A 16597-nucleotide genomic window follows, 5' to 3' on the forward strand; every position below is an offset into this window, starting at 1 on the left:
AGCAAACATGTTAATTTTTATAATTTCCTTAGAATGAGACATTGACATTAAAACCATAAGTACGAACCGGCGGAATCTGGTTGGATTCAATACCTTGCATATTGCCAGCACTTAAAGCCGTTTCCGGATCAATATGTGGCACTTTTTTATCGATGATCCAGAGGTTACGCCCAATAAGAGCGAAATCTACACTTTTGATAAAGAACTGCTGCAGAATATCAGTAGGCAGTGAATAAGTCAGTCTGACTTCCCTCAGCTTTATAAAACTGGCATCAAAAATGGTGGATTCTGTCACATTTGAGAAATGACGGTTGTACGGGTAAACGGTACTCATATCAATAGGAATATCATTCGGCGTGCCGTCTTGTTTAACAGCTCCCGAAGCGTGCCGGCCGCCATCGAATACAAAGGTGTTGACACGTCCGTCCAGCGTTTCGATATAGGTGCCGGCGTATCGGCCCCACCGGTATCCATCCGAATGAATCACACCACCTTGTTTTGTATCAATAAGAAAGCTGAACGCCCAATTTTTGTAATTAAACTGGTTGTTGATACTTCCGGACCAATCAGGAGCATAGGTTCCAAAAGACCGGATTTCATTATCGGCAATGGGAATTCCACGATCATCAACCACAATATTTCCGCTCTCATCCCGCAGATATCCGGTTCCGTACAAGGTACCAAAAGCTTCTCCCGGTCTTGCTTCTACCGAGGCTCCACGGCCGCCAATCACATAACTTTCAAGGCCTTCGGCCAGGCTTATCACTTCATTTCGGTTGCGGGTATAGTTAATCAGCATATCCCACGTAAAGTCCGAGGTCTGTACGATTGTACTTGATAGCGTAAGCTCTACTCCGTGGTTTTCAATTTCACCGACGTTAATAATCTGTGTGTTATATCCAGAAGCTTTGGAGATCTGTACCGGGAGAATCTGGTCTTTTGTATTCGACTGGTAATAGGTGGCATCCAGGCCAAGACGATTATCCAGAAATCTCATTTCAAGACCGACTTCCCAAGAAGCTGTTTGTTCTGGTTTTAATCCTTTGTTGGCAATCTCATTGTTAATTGCATAAGTCGCGATATTGCCAATGGGATCTTGTGAAGCATATACCGTTTCAAGCTGATAGGGACTGGTATCACTCCCTACACGGGTCCAGCCGCCACGGGCTTTTCCATAGGTGAACCACGAAGGCGCAGCAAAAAGATCAGTGAAGACCAAACTCAAACTTGCTGACGGATAAAAATAAGAGTTGTTCTCTTTTGGTAATGTGGATGACCAGTCATTCCGCCCTGTAATATCCAGATATACCAAATCTTTATAGCCGATGGTTGCTGAACCATAAATACTGTTCACCTCTTTCTCAGATTGGAAATCAACGAGAGTTGGGCGTACAGCAGCATTTTCGAGTGTAAAAACACCAGGCAAACTTAACTGACTTGCATGGCCGCTATTATAGTTATAGGTATTCTGCAGATTTTCGGCACCAAGCATCCCTGAAAGAGAAATCAAAGAACTTAAATCTGTATTGGCTCTCACCATAAACCGGGAAGACCACTCTTTTATGTATCGGGTTGATTCCAAATATTCACCGTCTGGCGTACGATGACTGCCTTGCGCATACCGGGCTTCGCGGCGATCGACATACCAATCTGTTCCGGTAAACCCTTCCATTTGCAGCCAATCGTTAACATCATAATTCAGTGTAACCCCACCAATAATTCTATCTCTGTTTTGGGAGTTGGTGTTTTCGTATTGAATCCAATAGGGATTTTCGTGAACCGAACTCCAATTCCTCATATTTCCACTTTCATCTTTGTAATCACTAAGACGATCCATATCAATTTGCCGTGCCGTCCACTGGCCAATGGTAAACATGATGTTGTTCCAGTTATACCCTTGTTCAGCCCGGTTTAATGCTTCCAGGTCAATATAATTTGCACGAGCTTCGGCCCTCAATCGATTGGTGATGTTCATTCCCCCGTTGAATGAAATATTTGCCCGGTGCATTTTGGCATTGGGTACAATTCCGGTTTGGTCCAGGTTTGTGAAAGAAAGCCTGAAATTTGCATCCTCTTTACTTCCGGAAAGCGAAATGGAATTATTAAAAACTGAACCGGTATTGAAAAAGCTTCTTGTATTTCCGGAATGAGATTCCCATGGCGCGGGCTCGCCATTTGACCACCATTGTACAATTTGCAAACCTTCATCCAAAGGCGGGCCCCAGCTTTCACCTACGTCATCAAATACTCCTCCCCCTCTTCCATCTACATAGGAAAATTGCGGGACTCCGTTTTCATCAATTTTACCCTGACCAAATTTATTTTGGTACTCCGGGAATTCCAGGATCGTTTGAAATTGAGTACTGCTGCTAATATCCACACCAATACCATTATTTTGGCTGCCGTCTTTTGTAGTGATGACAACAGCACCATTGGCCGCACGGGACCCGTACAAGGCAGCAGCATTCGGACCTTTCAGTACCGTAATACTTTCAATATCCTCGGGATTGATATCCATCGCTGCGTTTCCATAGTCAACTTCACTTGTGGTCCAGCCATAAGCGCCGGCTCCATCAAAATTGGAGTTATCTATATACACGCCGTCGATAATAAAAAGAGGTTGATTATCTCCCGAAAGGGAACTTACACCACGAAGCACAATTCTCGAAGATCCTCCAACATTTCCTGTTGCGCTGACAATATCAACCCCGGCTACGCGACCTTGCAAAGAATTTATAAGGTTTGTCTCTTTTGCCTTGGTTAGTTCTTCAAAATCGACGGACTGCGATGCGTAACCCAAAGATCGCTGCTCCCGCTGAACACCAAACGCCGTTACGACAACATCATCCAGTCCATACACGCTTGGCTGAAGGGAAATATTCAGTTCAACTTCTTCCTCCTCAATCACAACTTCTGTTGAATATTCCTGATACCCTACAAAAGATGCCTGTACAGTATAGGTTCCAAAAGGCACCTCTGTAATTTCAAACCTTCCATCCAAATCGCTGGGCGCCCCTATTTGAAGTTCATCAATGTATACATTCACTCCCGGCAGCGTTTCTCCGGTTGCGGCATCATTGACAATACCGGTAATCGTCCCTTCTTCAAACTGGACCGAAGCCGTTGCTTCTTCTATATCCGGATCGACTATAATGGCCAAATGACCATTTTCTGATATTGCATATCGCAGGCTGGTGCCGTTCAAAACCTCCCATAATGCATTGTTAATCGTAATTTTATGATTTGTTAACGAAACCCTTTTAGAAAGAGGAACAATTTGAGGGCTGTAGGAAAGTTTTAAACCTGCTTTGCCAGCAATCTCAAGTAAAGCATGTTCAAGAGTTCCGTTTTCAATATCTAACGATATTACTTTTTCAAGTACAGCAGAATTTTTACCAGATAATTCCAATCCTGTTGTAACATTGTATTTTTCAGCTACTACAAGTTCTCCTTGGGCTGTTGTCGGCTCAGAGTTATTATTCTGGGCCATTATCGGAGTCGCAAAAAAACAAACTGAGAGCTGTACATAAAGCAGTACCTTAAGTTTGTTTACTATTTGTCCTGTATCTATTCTGAGCATATGTATGTATACCTTAGTTGTGAATTGTGCGTCGGTTTTAATGACACGATAAACTGATTGTTTAAGGGGCTATTTAGCTTCGTAGTTTATAAAAGTTATTTTGTCACCATCTCTTATATAGCGAAGGTGCAGGGTTGCAGCTACCACATTGAGAACTTCACCCATGGGTTCATCACTAAACTCGGCCGTTAGCTTTGGAAAGCCGGATGTGGAATCCGGTACTTTAATATCGATGTTATACCAGCGTTCCAGCTTGCTTACCACTTCATTGAATGGAGTACTTTCAAAAATCAGCAGGCCGTCTTTCCAGCCTAAATACTGATTCAAATCATTCTTATAGAACACACTTGCGTTTCCGTCCTCGTAGATTTCGGCTACTTCATTTTGTGTGAGTTCTTCGAATTTATGTCCTGTACTGTCGTTTCTTCCAAAAGCAACCTTCCCTTCCTCTACCACCGCAGTTACTTTTTGTGTGGGATGAGTGAGAACGGCAAACTTGGTTCCCAGAACCTGTGTAAATGTATTTTTTGAGTAGACGATAAATGGGCGGTCTGCATCCGGATATACCTCGAAATATGCATCTCCCGCCAAGTATAGCTCCCTGTTTTTTTCTCCATAGTCTGCTGGAATACGAATTTTGCTGTCTGCATTTAAAACAACTCTCGAACCGTCTTTTAACCGGAAGGTGGTGCGCTGCCCTTTTTTAGTTATGATTTCCTGCATGGCTATTTCCGCATCGGTATTTTTCTGCTCTGCTGAGGAAGAAAACCGGGCCGCCACATAAAGTGTAGCCATGGCCAAAATCAAAATGGATGCGGCTACATACAACCACGGCAAAATATTAGATCGGCTTTTATGCGAAGAGCTATATAAATGCTGGAGTTGTTCATCAATTCTTTTTTCTGGTGAATCAATGCCGCCCAATCTCGCCTCTACTCTATCAAGAGCTTTTTGAGCATTTGGCTTGAATTCCTTTTTAGGTTCAACATCCCACACTCTTTTTATATGCGCCAGGTAACGCCGGTTGTCTCTGTCTTCTTTCAGCCAGTTTTCGACACGTTTCTGTTCCGCCCGGGAACAGTGTCCTGACAAATATTTAACTAAAAGTGCAACATCCATGATTTGTGCTTTCAATTACATTACTACACCTAACACGAATGAAAAGGAAGGCACCCTAAAAAAAATCTGTATTTCAGGAAAAAAAATTTAAAAACCGTAAACTGTTTCAGGAAAACCCTTGAAAAATCAGGAATGCTTTCATAAAAAACTTCTGAGGGATTATTCTAAAAGAAAGGCTGGCAACAAATATTCCCTGGCTCCAATCAAAAAGAAACACAAACCATTTCTAACACTCAGGCGGTGTTTCTCTTATTTATAGAGCGAATTCTTCTCGTTTTTAAGAGCTACTCTAATGATTTCGAACGTTTTGCTGATGTGATATTCAACCGTTTTTACAGAGATGTCTAAGATATCGGCTATTTCTTCGTAAGAAAGTCCATCCGTTTTGCACAATTTGAAAATCTGTCTCGTTTTTTCAGGAAGTACTTCAATCAGATTTTGAATGCGACTCTCAAACTTATCATGATCTAAATTTTCAGTATTCTGGTCCGTATTGCTCCTGTTAAGAGTAATTCTAAGCATCGATAACTTTTTATATACCATATCCTGGTGTTCTATAAAATCCAGAGCTTCATTTTTTACAGCCTGGTAAAGATATGGCTTCAGGTTCCTTATATCTTTCAACTCCTCTCTTCGCTCCCACATCTTCACAAAAACTTCCTGTACCAGGTCTTCGGCAATAATCCGGGATTTTATATAGCGGTAGGCAAACAAACACAGTCTCTCATAATACTGAATAAAGAGAGTTCTGAATGCGTCGGAATTCCCCTCTTGAATTTCTTTTAAACAGTTTTCCTCGTTAAAATGAGAATGGTGGATATGATTCATCTAGAACAAAAAGGAGATAAACTAATTAATTACTACAATGCAAGAATAACTCATTAATATTTTAGGTGCAAAAAAACTTCATCCTTAATTAACATTTAGGATAAAAAAGTTATAAATAGACCTCATACAAATCGTATTCTCCATCTTAATTGTATATCAACTTTACAATCTTTTCAACAACCGCCATCTGTATCCGTTGCCGAACGGCTATGTGAAAGATTGAATCAGTTATTTTTTCTCTCTATCTGATCCAATCACCAGTTTGTTTAGTGAAAGTCCTTCCATCAAAGCATCGTAGTTGGAGATATCTTTTGGAAGGATGATGCTGTTTTCGCCGCGGCCGATTCCTTCAAGAACTTCAAGGTATTTTTCTGCGAGTTGTAACTGCATGGCTTCTTCTCCATGCGGCTGGGCTAACGCATCGGCAATCTGCTCAATCGATTTGGCAGTAGCTTCCGCAATTGCTTCAATCTCGTTGGCCAAACCTTCCGCCTCGTTGATTCGGCGCTGCATCTCTGCCTCAGAAATATTGATGATCTCAGCCCGCATCCCTTCGGCATCATTTACTTTGGCGCCTTTCACACCTTCAGATTTTGCAATCACAGCACGGCGATCACGCTCGGCGGTCATCTGCCGTTCCATAGCGTTTTGTACAGTTCGGGGCGTTACGATATTCTTAATCTCATAGCGGTGTACTTTGATTCCCCAGGGACGCTCCATTTCGCTGAGTACTTCCACCACTTCTTTACTCATTTTGGCACGTTCTTCAAATGTTTGGTCAAGATCCATCGTACCGATGACCGAACGAGTTGTGGTTTGGGCCAATTGAACGGCAGCATACCGGTAATCGGTTACACCATAACTTGCATTTACAGGATCCATTACGCTGATGTAAATCACACCGTCCACTTCTACCTTCACGTTATCTTGAGTAAAACATTCCTGTGGTTCCACTTCGATGGTTTCTTCTCTCAGATCTTGCTTGTATACAACTTTATCGATAAACGGAACCAGGGCATGAAAACCGGCACCCAACGTTTTGTGATAATTCCCCAGACGTTCCACAATGTAATTGTACTGGTTAGGAACCAAACGAATGGCGCGTACAAACATAAACATCACATAGATGGAGAAAAGTGCTAAGAAAACCTGGCTGATTGTGTTTAAGATTTCCATGGCTATTTTCCTCCTTTTGTGTTTGCTGCAGGTTTGGTATGATCACTCACTTTACTCACTCCTTCAAAAAAGGTTTTTAGATTTGCTGTTTCAGTAGGCAGAACCGACACATTCGATTTTCTGATAATCTTCCCAAACTGGTTGATATACTGTTCTACAAGTTTCGTTTTAACGGCAAGGTCTCCACCCGGGCGATTGATGGCTTCCGCTACCCGCCGGATTCCCTTTGCTGTTGCATTAGCAACCAGTTCAATCTCTTGGGCACGGCCTTTTGCTTCGTTAATTCGCCGCTGTCGTTCCGCTTCCGAGACCAAAACCTGGCTCTTTTGCTCCCCTTCTGATTCATTGATTCGCGCCTGCCGATGTCCTTCTGAGTGGGTGATTTCTGCACGTTTCTCACGTTCGGCTTCCATCTGTTTCTCCATTGTATCCACAATATCTTTCGAAGGACGAATATTTTTGATCTCGTAGCGAAGCACTTTAATTCCCCAGGGATCGGCCGCTTTGTCGATCTCACGAACAATGTTTTCGTTCATCTTCTCCCGTTCGGAAAAAGTATCATCCAGCGTAATTTTTCCAATTTCACTCCGCATGGTGGTTTGAGCCAAATTCACTGCAGCGGCATGATAATTTGAAATTCCATAACTGGCTTTGTACGAATCCATCACTTTGAGGTAAACAAGTCCATCCACGGCCACTTCAATATTATCTTTGGTAATACAAGTCTGGCTGGGAACGTCAATCACCTGCTCTCTCATTTCCTGGCTGTATGCCGGACGGTCTACAAACGGAATCAAAAAATGAAATCCCGGTTTTAGTGTTTTTTTATACTTTCCGAGCCGCTCCTGGATCACCTCTTCCCGGAATTCAACAATTTGAAAAAGCCGTGTAAAGATGAAGTATGTGAGAACGATCAGAATTAGAAATACTGTCCACATATCAATTTCTGTTTTTTTCTTTTAGTTGAGTTTTTACGGAATCGATGCTCTCCACCGGTTCCACAATCCATGTTGTATTTTCCCTGTACTTGATACGGACGCTGGTGCCCACAGGAATATCTCCCTCCATAGAACGTGCCTGCCATGAAATTCCCTGGTAGCGAATTCTCCCGCTGTTATCAAATTCATTGATCGGTTCCACCACTTTCACAATCTGGTCCATTGCTTCATAATCTTCATCCGCAAGTTTGAAAAAAGTTTCCCCGGGGAAATACTTTTTGATGAAAGGGCGAATAAGAATCGTTAATGCCATAGATGAGAACAGCCATGTAAATGTGGCAGTAAACGGATCTTCCAAAAAACCGAAGTAACGAAGTATTCCAACTGCTAATCCGCTAATACCCAGCAAGAATGTAACGCCGCCGGGAATAAGCATTTCCAGCAGCATTAACACGATTCCGCCAATTAAAAATATCCAGGTAATGATTTCCCCATCCATAAGCTCATGCATGTTTTTTCCTTCTACCCGATAGATACAGAATTGACAGCAAAAAATCTCAAGATGTTGGCATTAAATTTGTACCATTAAGATCTGAACTTTTTAAGCATTTTGATCTGCCTTTCTCTCGTAAGGAAAGATCCGAGGATTATCTTAACAACATTAAATGACTAAAGCAGAAGAACAAAAACGCTCCATCAGATCTCTTTGGAGCACGCTGGTTGATATTTTTGCGCTCAGTAAACCTTACCGCACCCGATTTTACATCGCCACAGCAGCTACACTTATTGCCTCTGGAATTTGGTTGACGGTTCCGCTCGGACTCCGTGAACTGCTGGATGCCGTTTTTGAATCGGGTAATGAGAGTATGCTCAACATACTTGCTATCGGATTATTCGGGCTCTTTATTTTGCAAGCCGCTTTTTCATTTGCTGGTAATTACCATCTGGAATGGGTTGGAGAACGTGTGATTACTGATCTCCGGAAAAAACTGTATCAACATTTACACCGGCTTGGATTCCGTTTTTTTGCCGAACGAAGGCTTGGCGAGATTACTTCCCGGCTGACCAATGATGTAGGCGCCATCCGAACGGCCCTTACCGATTCGCTGCCACAACTACTCACAATTACTTTCTCGCTGATAGGTTCCGTTTCATTAATGGTCATGCTCAATTGGCGGTTGAGCTCGGTTATTTTCTTAACGGTTCCTTTTGTAACCATTGCCACCAGGTATTTTGGAAGAAAAATTCGTGAACTCTCCCGTGGTATCCAGGATGAACTGGCCAACTCCACAGCTATCGCCGAAGATGCCCTCGGTGCCGTTCGCCTTGTAAAAGCTTTTGTGCGGGAAGATTATGAAGTGAGCCGTTATCAAACAGCAGTTGAGAAGCTTTTTATCACAGCACGCAGAAAAGTTGTTCTCACACAACTGTTTTGGGCCGGTGTGGGAATTTTGTTCATGAGTACCCTGGTCATCATCTTTTGGTACGGAGGCAAAGAGGTTTTAGCGGGCAGGCTGACGGCTGGAGATCTTGTGGCATTCATTATTTATGCTCTAAATATTTCCCGGTCAATCGGCCAAACTTCCCGATTGTATACCACTGTTAATACTGCCGCAGGAGCATCTGAACGTACGTTTGAACTTCTTGATGAAACACCGGAAATAGAAGATTCGCAACATGCCAAACCTGTAGAACGATTAAACGGTCAGGTAACCCTGGACGATCTCTGGTTTGCATATGAAGATGGACGAAATGTTCTCAAAGGCATTTCATTTGAGACAAACGCCGGAGAAACTATTGCTCTGGTTGGGCCCAGCGGGGCCGGAAAATCGACCCTTCTCAATTTGCTGCCACGATTTTACGATCCCAATCAGGGTGCTATTTTAATTGATGGAACCGACATTCGCGAATTGAAAGTAAAATCACTGCGTGAACAAATCTCCATTGTTCCCCAGGAAATACATCTTTTTGGAACCACCATCAAAGAAAATATTCTTTATGGAAACCTGGAAGCTACTGATGAAGAAGTGGTGCAAGCTGCAAAAGATGCCAATGCCCATGACTTCATCCTGGAAACAGAGCACGGCTACGATTCTCTGATCGGAGAACGGGGAGTAAAACTGAGTGGCGGACAGCGCCAGCGTTTAGCTATTGCCCGGGCCATTCTTAAAAATCCGGCAATTCTTCTTTTGGATGAAGCGACTTCCTCGCTTGATTCTGAATCCGAAGCACAAGTTCAGGAAGCTCTTTATCGGCTGATGCAAAACCGAACCACGTTTGTTATCGCTCACCGGTTATCAACCGTTCAGCACGCCGACCGTATTCTTGTACTGGATGAAGGTAAAATCATTGAGGAAGGAAGCCATACAGAACTTATTGGACAAAGCGGTTTATACAGCCATCTTTATGAATTGCAATTCCGCGATCTGGACGATGATAATCAGATCACATTGCAACTTTAAAAATGTTTACTAAAGATTACACTTAATGGTTACTTTGTGCTTATCATCATAGATATACCTACATTTAGCTGAAAAAATATGGGCTCGCCTTCGACGGAAATTTTTGCCAGAAACTGGAGTATTTACCAGGAAGTTTCGAAATGCAACTATATGTCTCATCATGATTTCTTCAATGAGATAAGATCCTTTTTCCAAGAAAAGCCTGTTGATGATAAACCACTGGATGTTCTGGATTGTGGCTGCGGTGATGCATGGATGCTTTCAAAACTTTTAAAAGGGAGAAATGTAAACAGTTTCACTGGATATGACATGTCAGAAACCGCCCTTTCCTATGCTCAAAAAAACCTCAAACCTCTTGAATGTTACTTGTCTCTTTTGGGCGGTCCCATGGAGAAATTAATTAAGAAAGCAGACAAAGATTTCGACCTCATTTACAGTAGTTTTGCGATCCATCATTTGCAGGATGAGGAAAAAAAGATCTTTCTGGCTGACCTTTATAACCATCTGAAAATTGGCGGAACTCTTATTGTTATCGACATCATGAGGGATGACACTTTAGACCGCCATGAGTATCTCGAAGAGTATATTGAAAATATCGGGATGACCTGGCATACGGTTACTGAAAGTGATAAAGAGCTCGTTTATGACCACATCCGAAATTTTGATTTTCCGGCAAAGACTTCAGAATTCATCTCCTGGCTGGAAGAAAGGCGATTTTCAATCACAGAAAAGTATGAGCCGGATTCACGAAACGTGATGATCACCGCCACCAAACAATAATCTGCCCTGTAAAAATGGAGAAGCCTTTTGGTGGCTCCATATTTCCTCTTCTTATCAAGCTGATAAAACCCGGCTCACCCTATTAACAATTGAAAACTTTGGAGAAGACACAACCGTTCTTCTTTCAATCCTTAAAAATGACTGGTAAGTCATATTTGAATTTATTAACATGACTATACAGTCACATCAACAATTAAACTATGCCGAAAGAAACATTTCACAATCTCAATCCGAAGAAAAAAGAGAAAATAACAGACGCTTTTCTGAGAGAGTTTGCGGTTCATCCTTTTGACAAAGCATCCCTCAGTTCGGTGGTTGAATTGCTGGGAATCGCCAAGGGAAGCGTCTACCAATATTTCGATGATAAACTGGACCTGTTTATGTACCTGATCAACGAATGTACAAAGGTTAAAATGAAGTACATCGGTCATCTTAAACGCGATGACTTTCCCGATTTCTGGGCTTATTTCAGAGCGCTTTACGAAGAAGGAGTTCAATTCGATCTGGAAAATCCCTTGGAGAGCCATTTCCTTCACAGCCTTGTGGAGAATCTCAATTCCCCTTCAGTGAAAGAAATTTATAATAACATGCTGCAACAGACTATCTCTGCATTTGAAGAGATGATAAAACATGAAATCGAACTCGGAAATTTCAGGGATGACATTCCGCTGAAGACTTCAGGATTTTTTCTCTATAAAACCAGCCTGGCTATCAATGAACAGATGCAGGCTTTTGGCGAAATCACTCCCAAAAAAAGTATCAAAAAACGAAAGCCGGTTTATGAAGGAAAAGTGGATGAACTCATGCAAACAGTGGACAACTACATTGTACTTTTGAAAAATGCTCTAGATAAGGAGATGTCATGATACACGTTAATAACCTTCAATTTCAGTATCCAAAAGCTGATTCTCCCACATTGAAAGGAATCAGTTTCGATATAAAACAAGGCGAGCTGTTCGGCTTTCTCGGTCCCTCGGGAGCGGGAAAAAGTACCACACAAAAAGTGCTTTTTAAAACTCTCGTCAACTATACCGGTGATGTAAAAATTGACGGCAAAGACCTGAAAAGCTGGGATATCTCCTATTATGAAAAAATCGGTGTGGGATTTGAATTGCCGAACCACTACCAGAAACTGACCGGCCTTGAAAATCTCGATCTGTTCGGATCATTTTATCCCAATGGACAAAAAAAGGACAAAACTGAACTGTTCGAAATGGTGGGTTTGGAAGATGCCATCAACAAACCGGTGGAAGCCTATTCAAAGGGAATGAAAGTGAGGCTCAATTTTATCCGGGCTATTCAACACGATCCGGATATTCTCTTTTTTGACGAACCGACCGCCGGACTGGACCCGGTCAATTCTCAAATGATCCGCCGACATATCCAGGATCTTCAAAGGAAAGGAAAGACCATTTTCATCACCACACACAGCATGCACACGGCGGATGAATTGTGTAATCGGGTTGCTTTTATTGTGGATGGTGAGCTTCGAATTACTGACTCCCCGGAATCCCTGAAATCGAAATATGGAAAAGAAGCTGTTCTTGTGGAATTGAAAAATGGGCAGTCGCAGGAATTTTCTATTCAGAATCTCGGTCATAACAAAGAGTTCCTGGAATTCATCAAGTCGGATGATGTTCAGCGTATCCACACTATGGAAGCAACTCTCGATGAAGTGTTCATCAACGTAACCGGCAAAGCTCTGGACAAATGAAAGCACTCGCCAAACAACTCCGATGGCAGTTTGTACTTCTTCAAAAGAACAATATCATCAGTATCAGTATTGTAGTGACGTTAATTTATGGACTTCTTCTCTTCTTTCTTCGATCAACCGCCAACATCGACAAGGTGCTTGTTTCACTGATTCTGAATGATCCGACCGTAATTGGCTATTTCTTTATTGCACTGGCCATTTTTACCGAGATGAAGCATAAAATTCTACCTGCCATTTTTGTCACACCGATTAGCACTCATCATTATATTCTCTCAAAATCTTTGTCTCTCTCGATTATCGGCCTGATTTGTTCACTTGGGCTGGCGATTTCCATCAAAGGATTTTCGTTTGATATTGCGGCTTTCAGTATCGGTGCTTTTGGGATTTCCTGGCTGGCGGCTTTGCTTGGAATTGTTGTGCTTTCTTACAGCGATGATTTTCTGAAATTTGCGCTGCTTTCGTTCCCGGTTTTTCTGCCGGTGGTTAATTTGCCATTGCTGCATTATTTAAACGGGATCGATCTCGGTTTTGTCGTTCAACTGCTTCCGGTTCAGGGCGGACTCCACCTCATCGCAGAATCCCTGAATGAGAGCGCTCCTTTCTCTTGGTTTTCAGTAGTCTCCCTTGCGATCTGGACTCCTCTTTTCTACTTAGCAGCTTACCAAAGATTCCGTTCAACCATTATCCCCCAAACGCCATGAGAAAAATCATCAAATTAGCTCTGACTGACTTTAAGCTCATTTTCCGGGATCCGTCACTTTATGCCTTTATTGTACTCCCGGTTCTGCTGTATGCACTGATGGTTTGGTTTCTTCCCGCACTTGTCGAGCGATATGAAGTGCTCATTCCGTACATCCCGTTATTTCTGGTGATTGGCGTTATCGAAAACACACAAATGTTCTGCTTCATCAGCAGCATGGTATTGATTGAAGAGAAAGAAACCAGCGTTGCCAAAGTGTATGGTGTCTCCCCTATCAATGGCTTTCAATTCATCTTATCCCGGTTTATCCTTCCTTTCCTGATCACGGTTTTGTTGAATGTGGGCCTCATTGCCGTCCAGCCGTTTTATGAAATTGGGCTGTGTACAAATATCGCAATTTCAATATTAGCCGCCCTGGTTGTGCCGGCTTACGTTCTCGGCATCAATACACTTGTAGAAAACCGGATGCAGGGAATGATTTACATCAAAGCGTTTAACATGATTGTACTTCTTCCCTTTGCTGCATTTTTCGTTCCCGACGGACTTGTACACTTCTTCGGATTTCTCCCTACTCACTGGCTTTTCCAGAGTATTGTAAATAGTACCGAGGGACTTTCTTTCTTGTTCTTTGGACTGATCGGGACACTCTATTTTGGAGGATTAATCATCTGGCTGAGCCGCCAATTTCTGAAAAAGCATTTTGTTTGATAGGGAATGACTGTGGGAAAGTTGGTGGGATAGTAGACCCAACGACGGTGGATTTCTTAGGTGAGAAAAATCCGTTTTTCATGGCGTCATATTGAGCGCAATTTCGAGGGTGTTTTTCCCTCGAAATGTAGTCGAAATTTGAGTTTTCGACTTCGTTCCGACAAGAACACCGTCGGAACTGCGCTCAAACTGACGTGGCTGAAAGTGACGAAGATAAACCATTGAGCTTTCTGATTCGCCTCAATTGGCTTGAGAACAGGCAAAAAAAAACGCCGATCCCTGTATAGAATCGGCGTTTGATATTGTTGAATAATTTGCTGTCAGGGCATATCGCCTGCTCCTTCTATTCGAGGGAAATCTTATAATCTAATTTCCGGCTGTTAAACCACGTCTGCGGAGGAGATGGGTTACATCCGGCTCTCCATTTCTGTAGGCTTCGTACAATTCCATGGCATCGCTGCTGCCGCCCCTGGAAAGGATATAGTCCCTGTATCGGTCGCCATTTTCGCGGGTGAGTCCGCCATTTTCCTGCATGAAGGCAAATGCATCGGCCGCAAGAATTTCACTCCACATATATGCGTAATAATTCGCAGCATATCCGCCGGCAAAAATATGCGAAAAGTAAGGTGATTTATATCTTGGGGGGATGGCGGCCATATCAAGATTGTACTTGGCCAGAGACTGATCTTCAAACTCTACCACATCATCCGGGATTTCCGTAGAATCCAGGAGGTGCCATTCCAGGTCTACCATGGTAGCACCAAGATACTCTTGTGTATCAAAACCCTGGTTAAAGTTTCGGGCAGCAATCACTTTATCTAATAACTCAGAAGGAATCTGCTCACCGGTTTCATAATGAACGGCGTAGTTTTTCAGTACTTCGGGTTGAATTGCCCAGTCTTCCTCAAATGTTGAGGGGAATTCCACAAAATCGCGGGGAACCGACGTACCGCTTTGCGACGGATAATAAACATCAGAAAAGAGTCCGTGTACAGCATGTCCCATCTCGTGGAAAAGTGTGGTCACATTGTCAAAACTGATCAGTGCCGGTTCACCTTCAGCCGGCGGCGGGATGTTCAGCACATTTACAACCACTGGCTTTTGATTCAGAAGTTCAGACTGAGACACAAAGGAGTTCATCCAGGCGCCTCCGCTTTTTGAATCACGTGTAAAATAGTCCGCGTAAAACAGGCCTATTTGCCCTCCTTCTTCATCTAATACATTAAATGTCCGAACATCTTCATGGTAAACCGGAAGGTCAAATCGTTCTTCAAACGTAATGCCGAATAGCTTGTTCATGGTAAAAAACACGCCATCTTCAAGAACCCGGTTTAGTTCAAAATAGGGACGCACTTGCGATTCATCGATATCATATTCTGCCTGGCGAACTTTCTCTGCGTAGTATTCCCAATCCCATGGCTGTACTTCTCCTTCAACACCATCTTCGTGCATCATTTGAGTGATTTTTTCAGCTTCACGCTCGGTATTGGTAATTACATTTGGGATGAGATCCGTAAGCATATCCAGCACATTTTCCGGATTTTGTGCGGTTTGCGGATCATGCCGGAAGGATGCGAAGTTGGGGTAACCTAAAAGAGACGCACGTTCGGCACGAAGCTCCACAAGTTCCAGGATAAAAGGCCGGTTGTCTACGCCGCCGTCTTCGCCAATTCCCCGATAGGCGGACGCTTTCCACACTCTCTCACGAAGATCGCGATTATTCAGGCTTGCCAGGATAGGTACACGGGTGGTGTTCGTAATCGACAGCAGGTATTGATCTTCATGGCCACGGGCATTGGCAGCTTCTTTTGCCGCGGCAATCCGGTCGTCACTCAGGCCGTCCAGTTCTTCCACATCATCAACCAAAACCACACGGTCGTTGGTCATTTTCAGCAGGTTTTCGTCGAAACGGGTTGTCAAAGTTGACATCCGCTCATTGATTTCCCGCATTCGCTGTTGCTCATCATCAGTCAAAAGTGCGCCGGCCCGTACAAAATCACGATAGGTATCTTCAAGAAGTTTGAGCTCGGACGCGTTTATATCCAGTTCATCACGATTTTCATAAAGTGTTTGCACGCGCTCAAAAAGATCCCCGTTCAGGTAAATATTATCGGAGTGTGCAGCCAGTTTCGGCGCCATTTCTGATTGGATAGCCTGCAGCTCGTCATTCGTGTGCGCCGACGTGAGGTTGTAAAATACACTGCTGACTCTCCCCAATAATTGCCCGCTCCTTTCCATTTCTACAATGGTATTCTCAAAGGTGGGCGCTTCAGAATTGGTGGCAATTGAATCAATTTCAGCGAGGTGTTGTTCCATTCCATCCTCAAAAGCAGGCCGATAATGTTCGATAGAAATCGCATCAAAATCGGGAGCTTCAAGTGGAAGTGTGCTGGGTGAATAAAACGGATTTTCAGTCATAGATTCATCTTCACTGTTACAGGCAGATAGCAGAAAGAAAACTACCACGGTAACAGATAATAGTTTTATAAGTTTGTTCATACGATTTGTGTTTATAGATTGGGAAAAATCTCTAAGCTCTTGAATATGTAGATTAGCTTGCATTCCATCTTTGTAAGATAGCAGTATTGGAAA

At 43.0% G+C, this 16597-nt stretch carries 13 protein-coding genes; 6 read left to right on the forward strand and 7 right to left on the reverse strand.

Annotated elements, in window-relative coordinates:
* Window positions 1-28: 28 nt before the first annotated feature.
* The 6 genes from L0B18_RS16340 to L0B18_RS16365 form a co-directional block, all read right to left on the reverse strand.
* Entirely contained in the window at window positions 29-3580 is a 3552-nt protein-coding gene (locus tag L0B18_RS16340; RefSeq protein ID WP_234572875.1) for a SusC/RagA family TonB-linked outer membrane protein, read from the reverse strand.
* 69 nt (window positions 3581-3649) lie between these two features.
* Window positions 3650-4699, reverse strand: a complete 1050-nt coding sequence (locus tag L0B18_RS16345; RefSeq protein WP_234572876.1) for a FecR family protein — start codon at window positions 4697-4699, stop codon at window positions 3650-3652.
* A 249-nt stretch (window positions 4700-4948) separates the two neighbouring features.
* On the reverse strand, window positions 4949-5527 hold the full coding sequence (locus L0B18_RS16350; RefSeq protein WP_234572877.1) for an RNA polymerase sigma-70 factor: 579 nt from the start codon (window positions 5525-5527) through the stop codon (window positions 4949-4951).
* Window positions 5528-5755: 228 nt separating this feature from the next.
* Window positions 5756-6703, reverse strand: coding sequence for an SPFH domain-containing protein (locus L0B18_RS16355; protein WP_234572878.1), 948 nt, complete (start codon window positions 6701-6703; stop codon window positions 5756-5758).
* 2 nt (window positions 6704-6705) lie between these two features.
* Complete coding sequence (locus tag L0B18_RS16360) at window positions 6706-7641, reverse strand: SPFH domain-containing protein (RefSeq protein WP_234572879.1); 936 nt, start codon at window positions 7639-7641, stop codon at window positions 6706-6708.
* Between the two features lies 1 nt (window position 7642).
* Complete coding sequence (locus L0B18_RS16365) at window positions 7643-8152, reverse strand: NfeD family protein (protein WP_234572880.1); 510 nt, start codon at window positions 8150-8152, stop codon at window positions 7643-7645.
* A 154-nt stretch (window positions 8153-8306) separates the two neighbouring features.
* On the opposite strand from L0B18_RS16365, the gene L0B18_RS16370 reads away from it, so the two are divergent.
* From L0B18_RS16370 to L0B18_RS16395, 6 genes are all read left to right on the forward strand, one after another.
* Complete coding sequence (locus L0B18_RS16370; protein WP_234572881.1) at window positions 8307-10103, forward strand: ABC transporter ATP-binding protein; 1797 nt, start codon at window positions 8307-8309, stop codon at window positions 10101-10103.
* Window positions 10104-10181: 78 nt separating this feature from the next.
* Window positions 10182-10883, forward strand: coding sequence for a class I SAM-dependent methyltransferase (locus tag L0B18_RS16375; RefSeq protein WP_234572882.1), 702 nt, complete (start codon window positions 10182-10184; stop codon window positions 10881-10883).
* Window positions 10884-11083: 200 nt separating this feature from the next.
* Entirely contained in the window at window positions 11084-11749 is a 666-nt protein-coding gene (locus L0B18_RS16380; protein WP_234572883.1) for a TetR/AcrR family transcriptional regulator, read from the forward strand.
* A complete protein-coding gene (locus L0B18_RS16385; RefSeq protein WP_234572884.1) occupies window positions 11746-12597 on the forward strand; it encodes an ABC transporter ATP-binding protein in 852 nt (283 codons plus the stop codon). Before L0B18_RS16380 ends, L0B18_RS16385 begins: the two co-directional genes overlap by 4 nt.
* Complete coding sequence (locus L0B18_RS16390) at window positions 12594-13298, forward strand: fluoroquinolone export ABC transporter permease subunit (RefSeq protein ID WP_234572885.1); 705 nt, start codon at window positions 12594-12596, stop codon at window positions 13296-13298. The genes L0B18_RS16385 and L0B18_RS16390 overlap by 4 nt, the downstream gene beginning before the upstream one ends.
* The gene (locus L0B18_RS16395) at window positions 13295-14005 is read left to right on the forward strand and encodes a hypothetical protein (RefSeq protein ID WP_234572886.1); all 711 of its coding nucleotides are present in this window, start codon (window positions 13295-13297) and stop codon (window positions 14003-14005) included. The genes L0B18_RS16390 and L0B18_RS16395 overlap by 4 nt, the downstream gene beginning before the upstream one ends.
* 366 nt (window positions 14006-14371) lie before the next feature.
* On the opposite strand, the gene L0B18_RS16400 is transcribed toward L0B18_RS16395, so the two are convergent.
* Entirely contained in the window at window positions 14372-16504 is a 2133-nt protein-coding gene (locus tag L0B18_RS16400) for a M3 family metallopeptidase (protein WP_234572887.1), read from the reverse strand.
* Between the last annotated feature and the right edge of the window lie 93 nt (window positions 16505-16597).

It is taken from the genome of Rhodohalobacter sp. 614A (assembly GCF_021462415.1).
In the GTDB taxonomy this organism is placed as follows: domain Bacteria; phylum Bacteroidota; class Rhodothermia; order Balneolales; family Balneolaceae; genus Rhodohalobacter.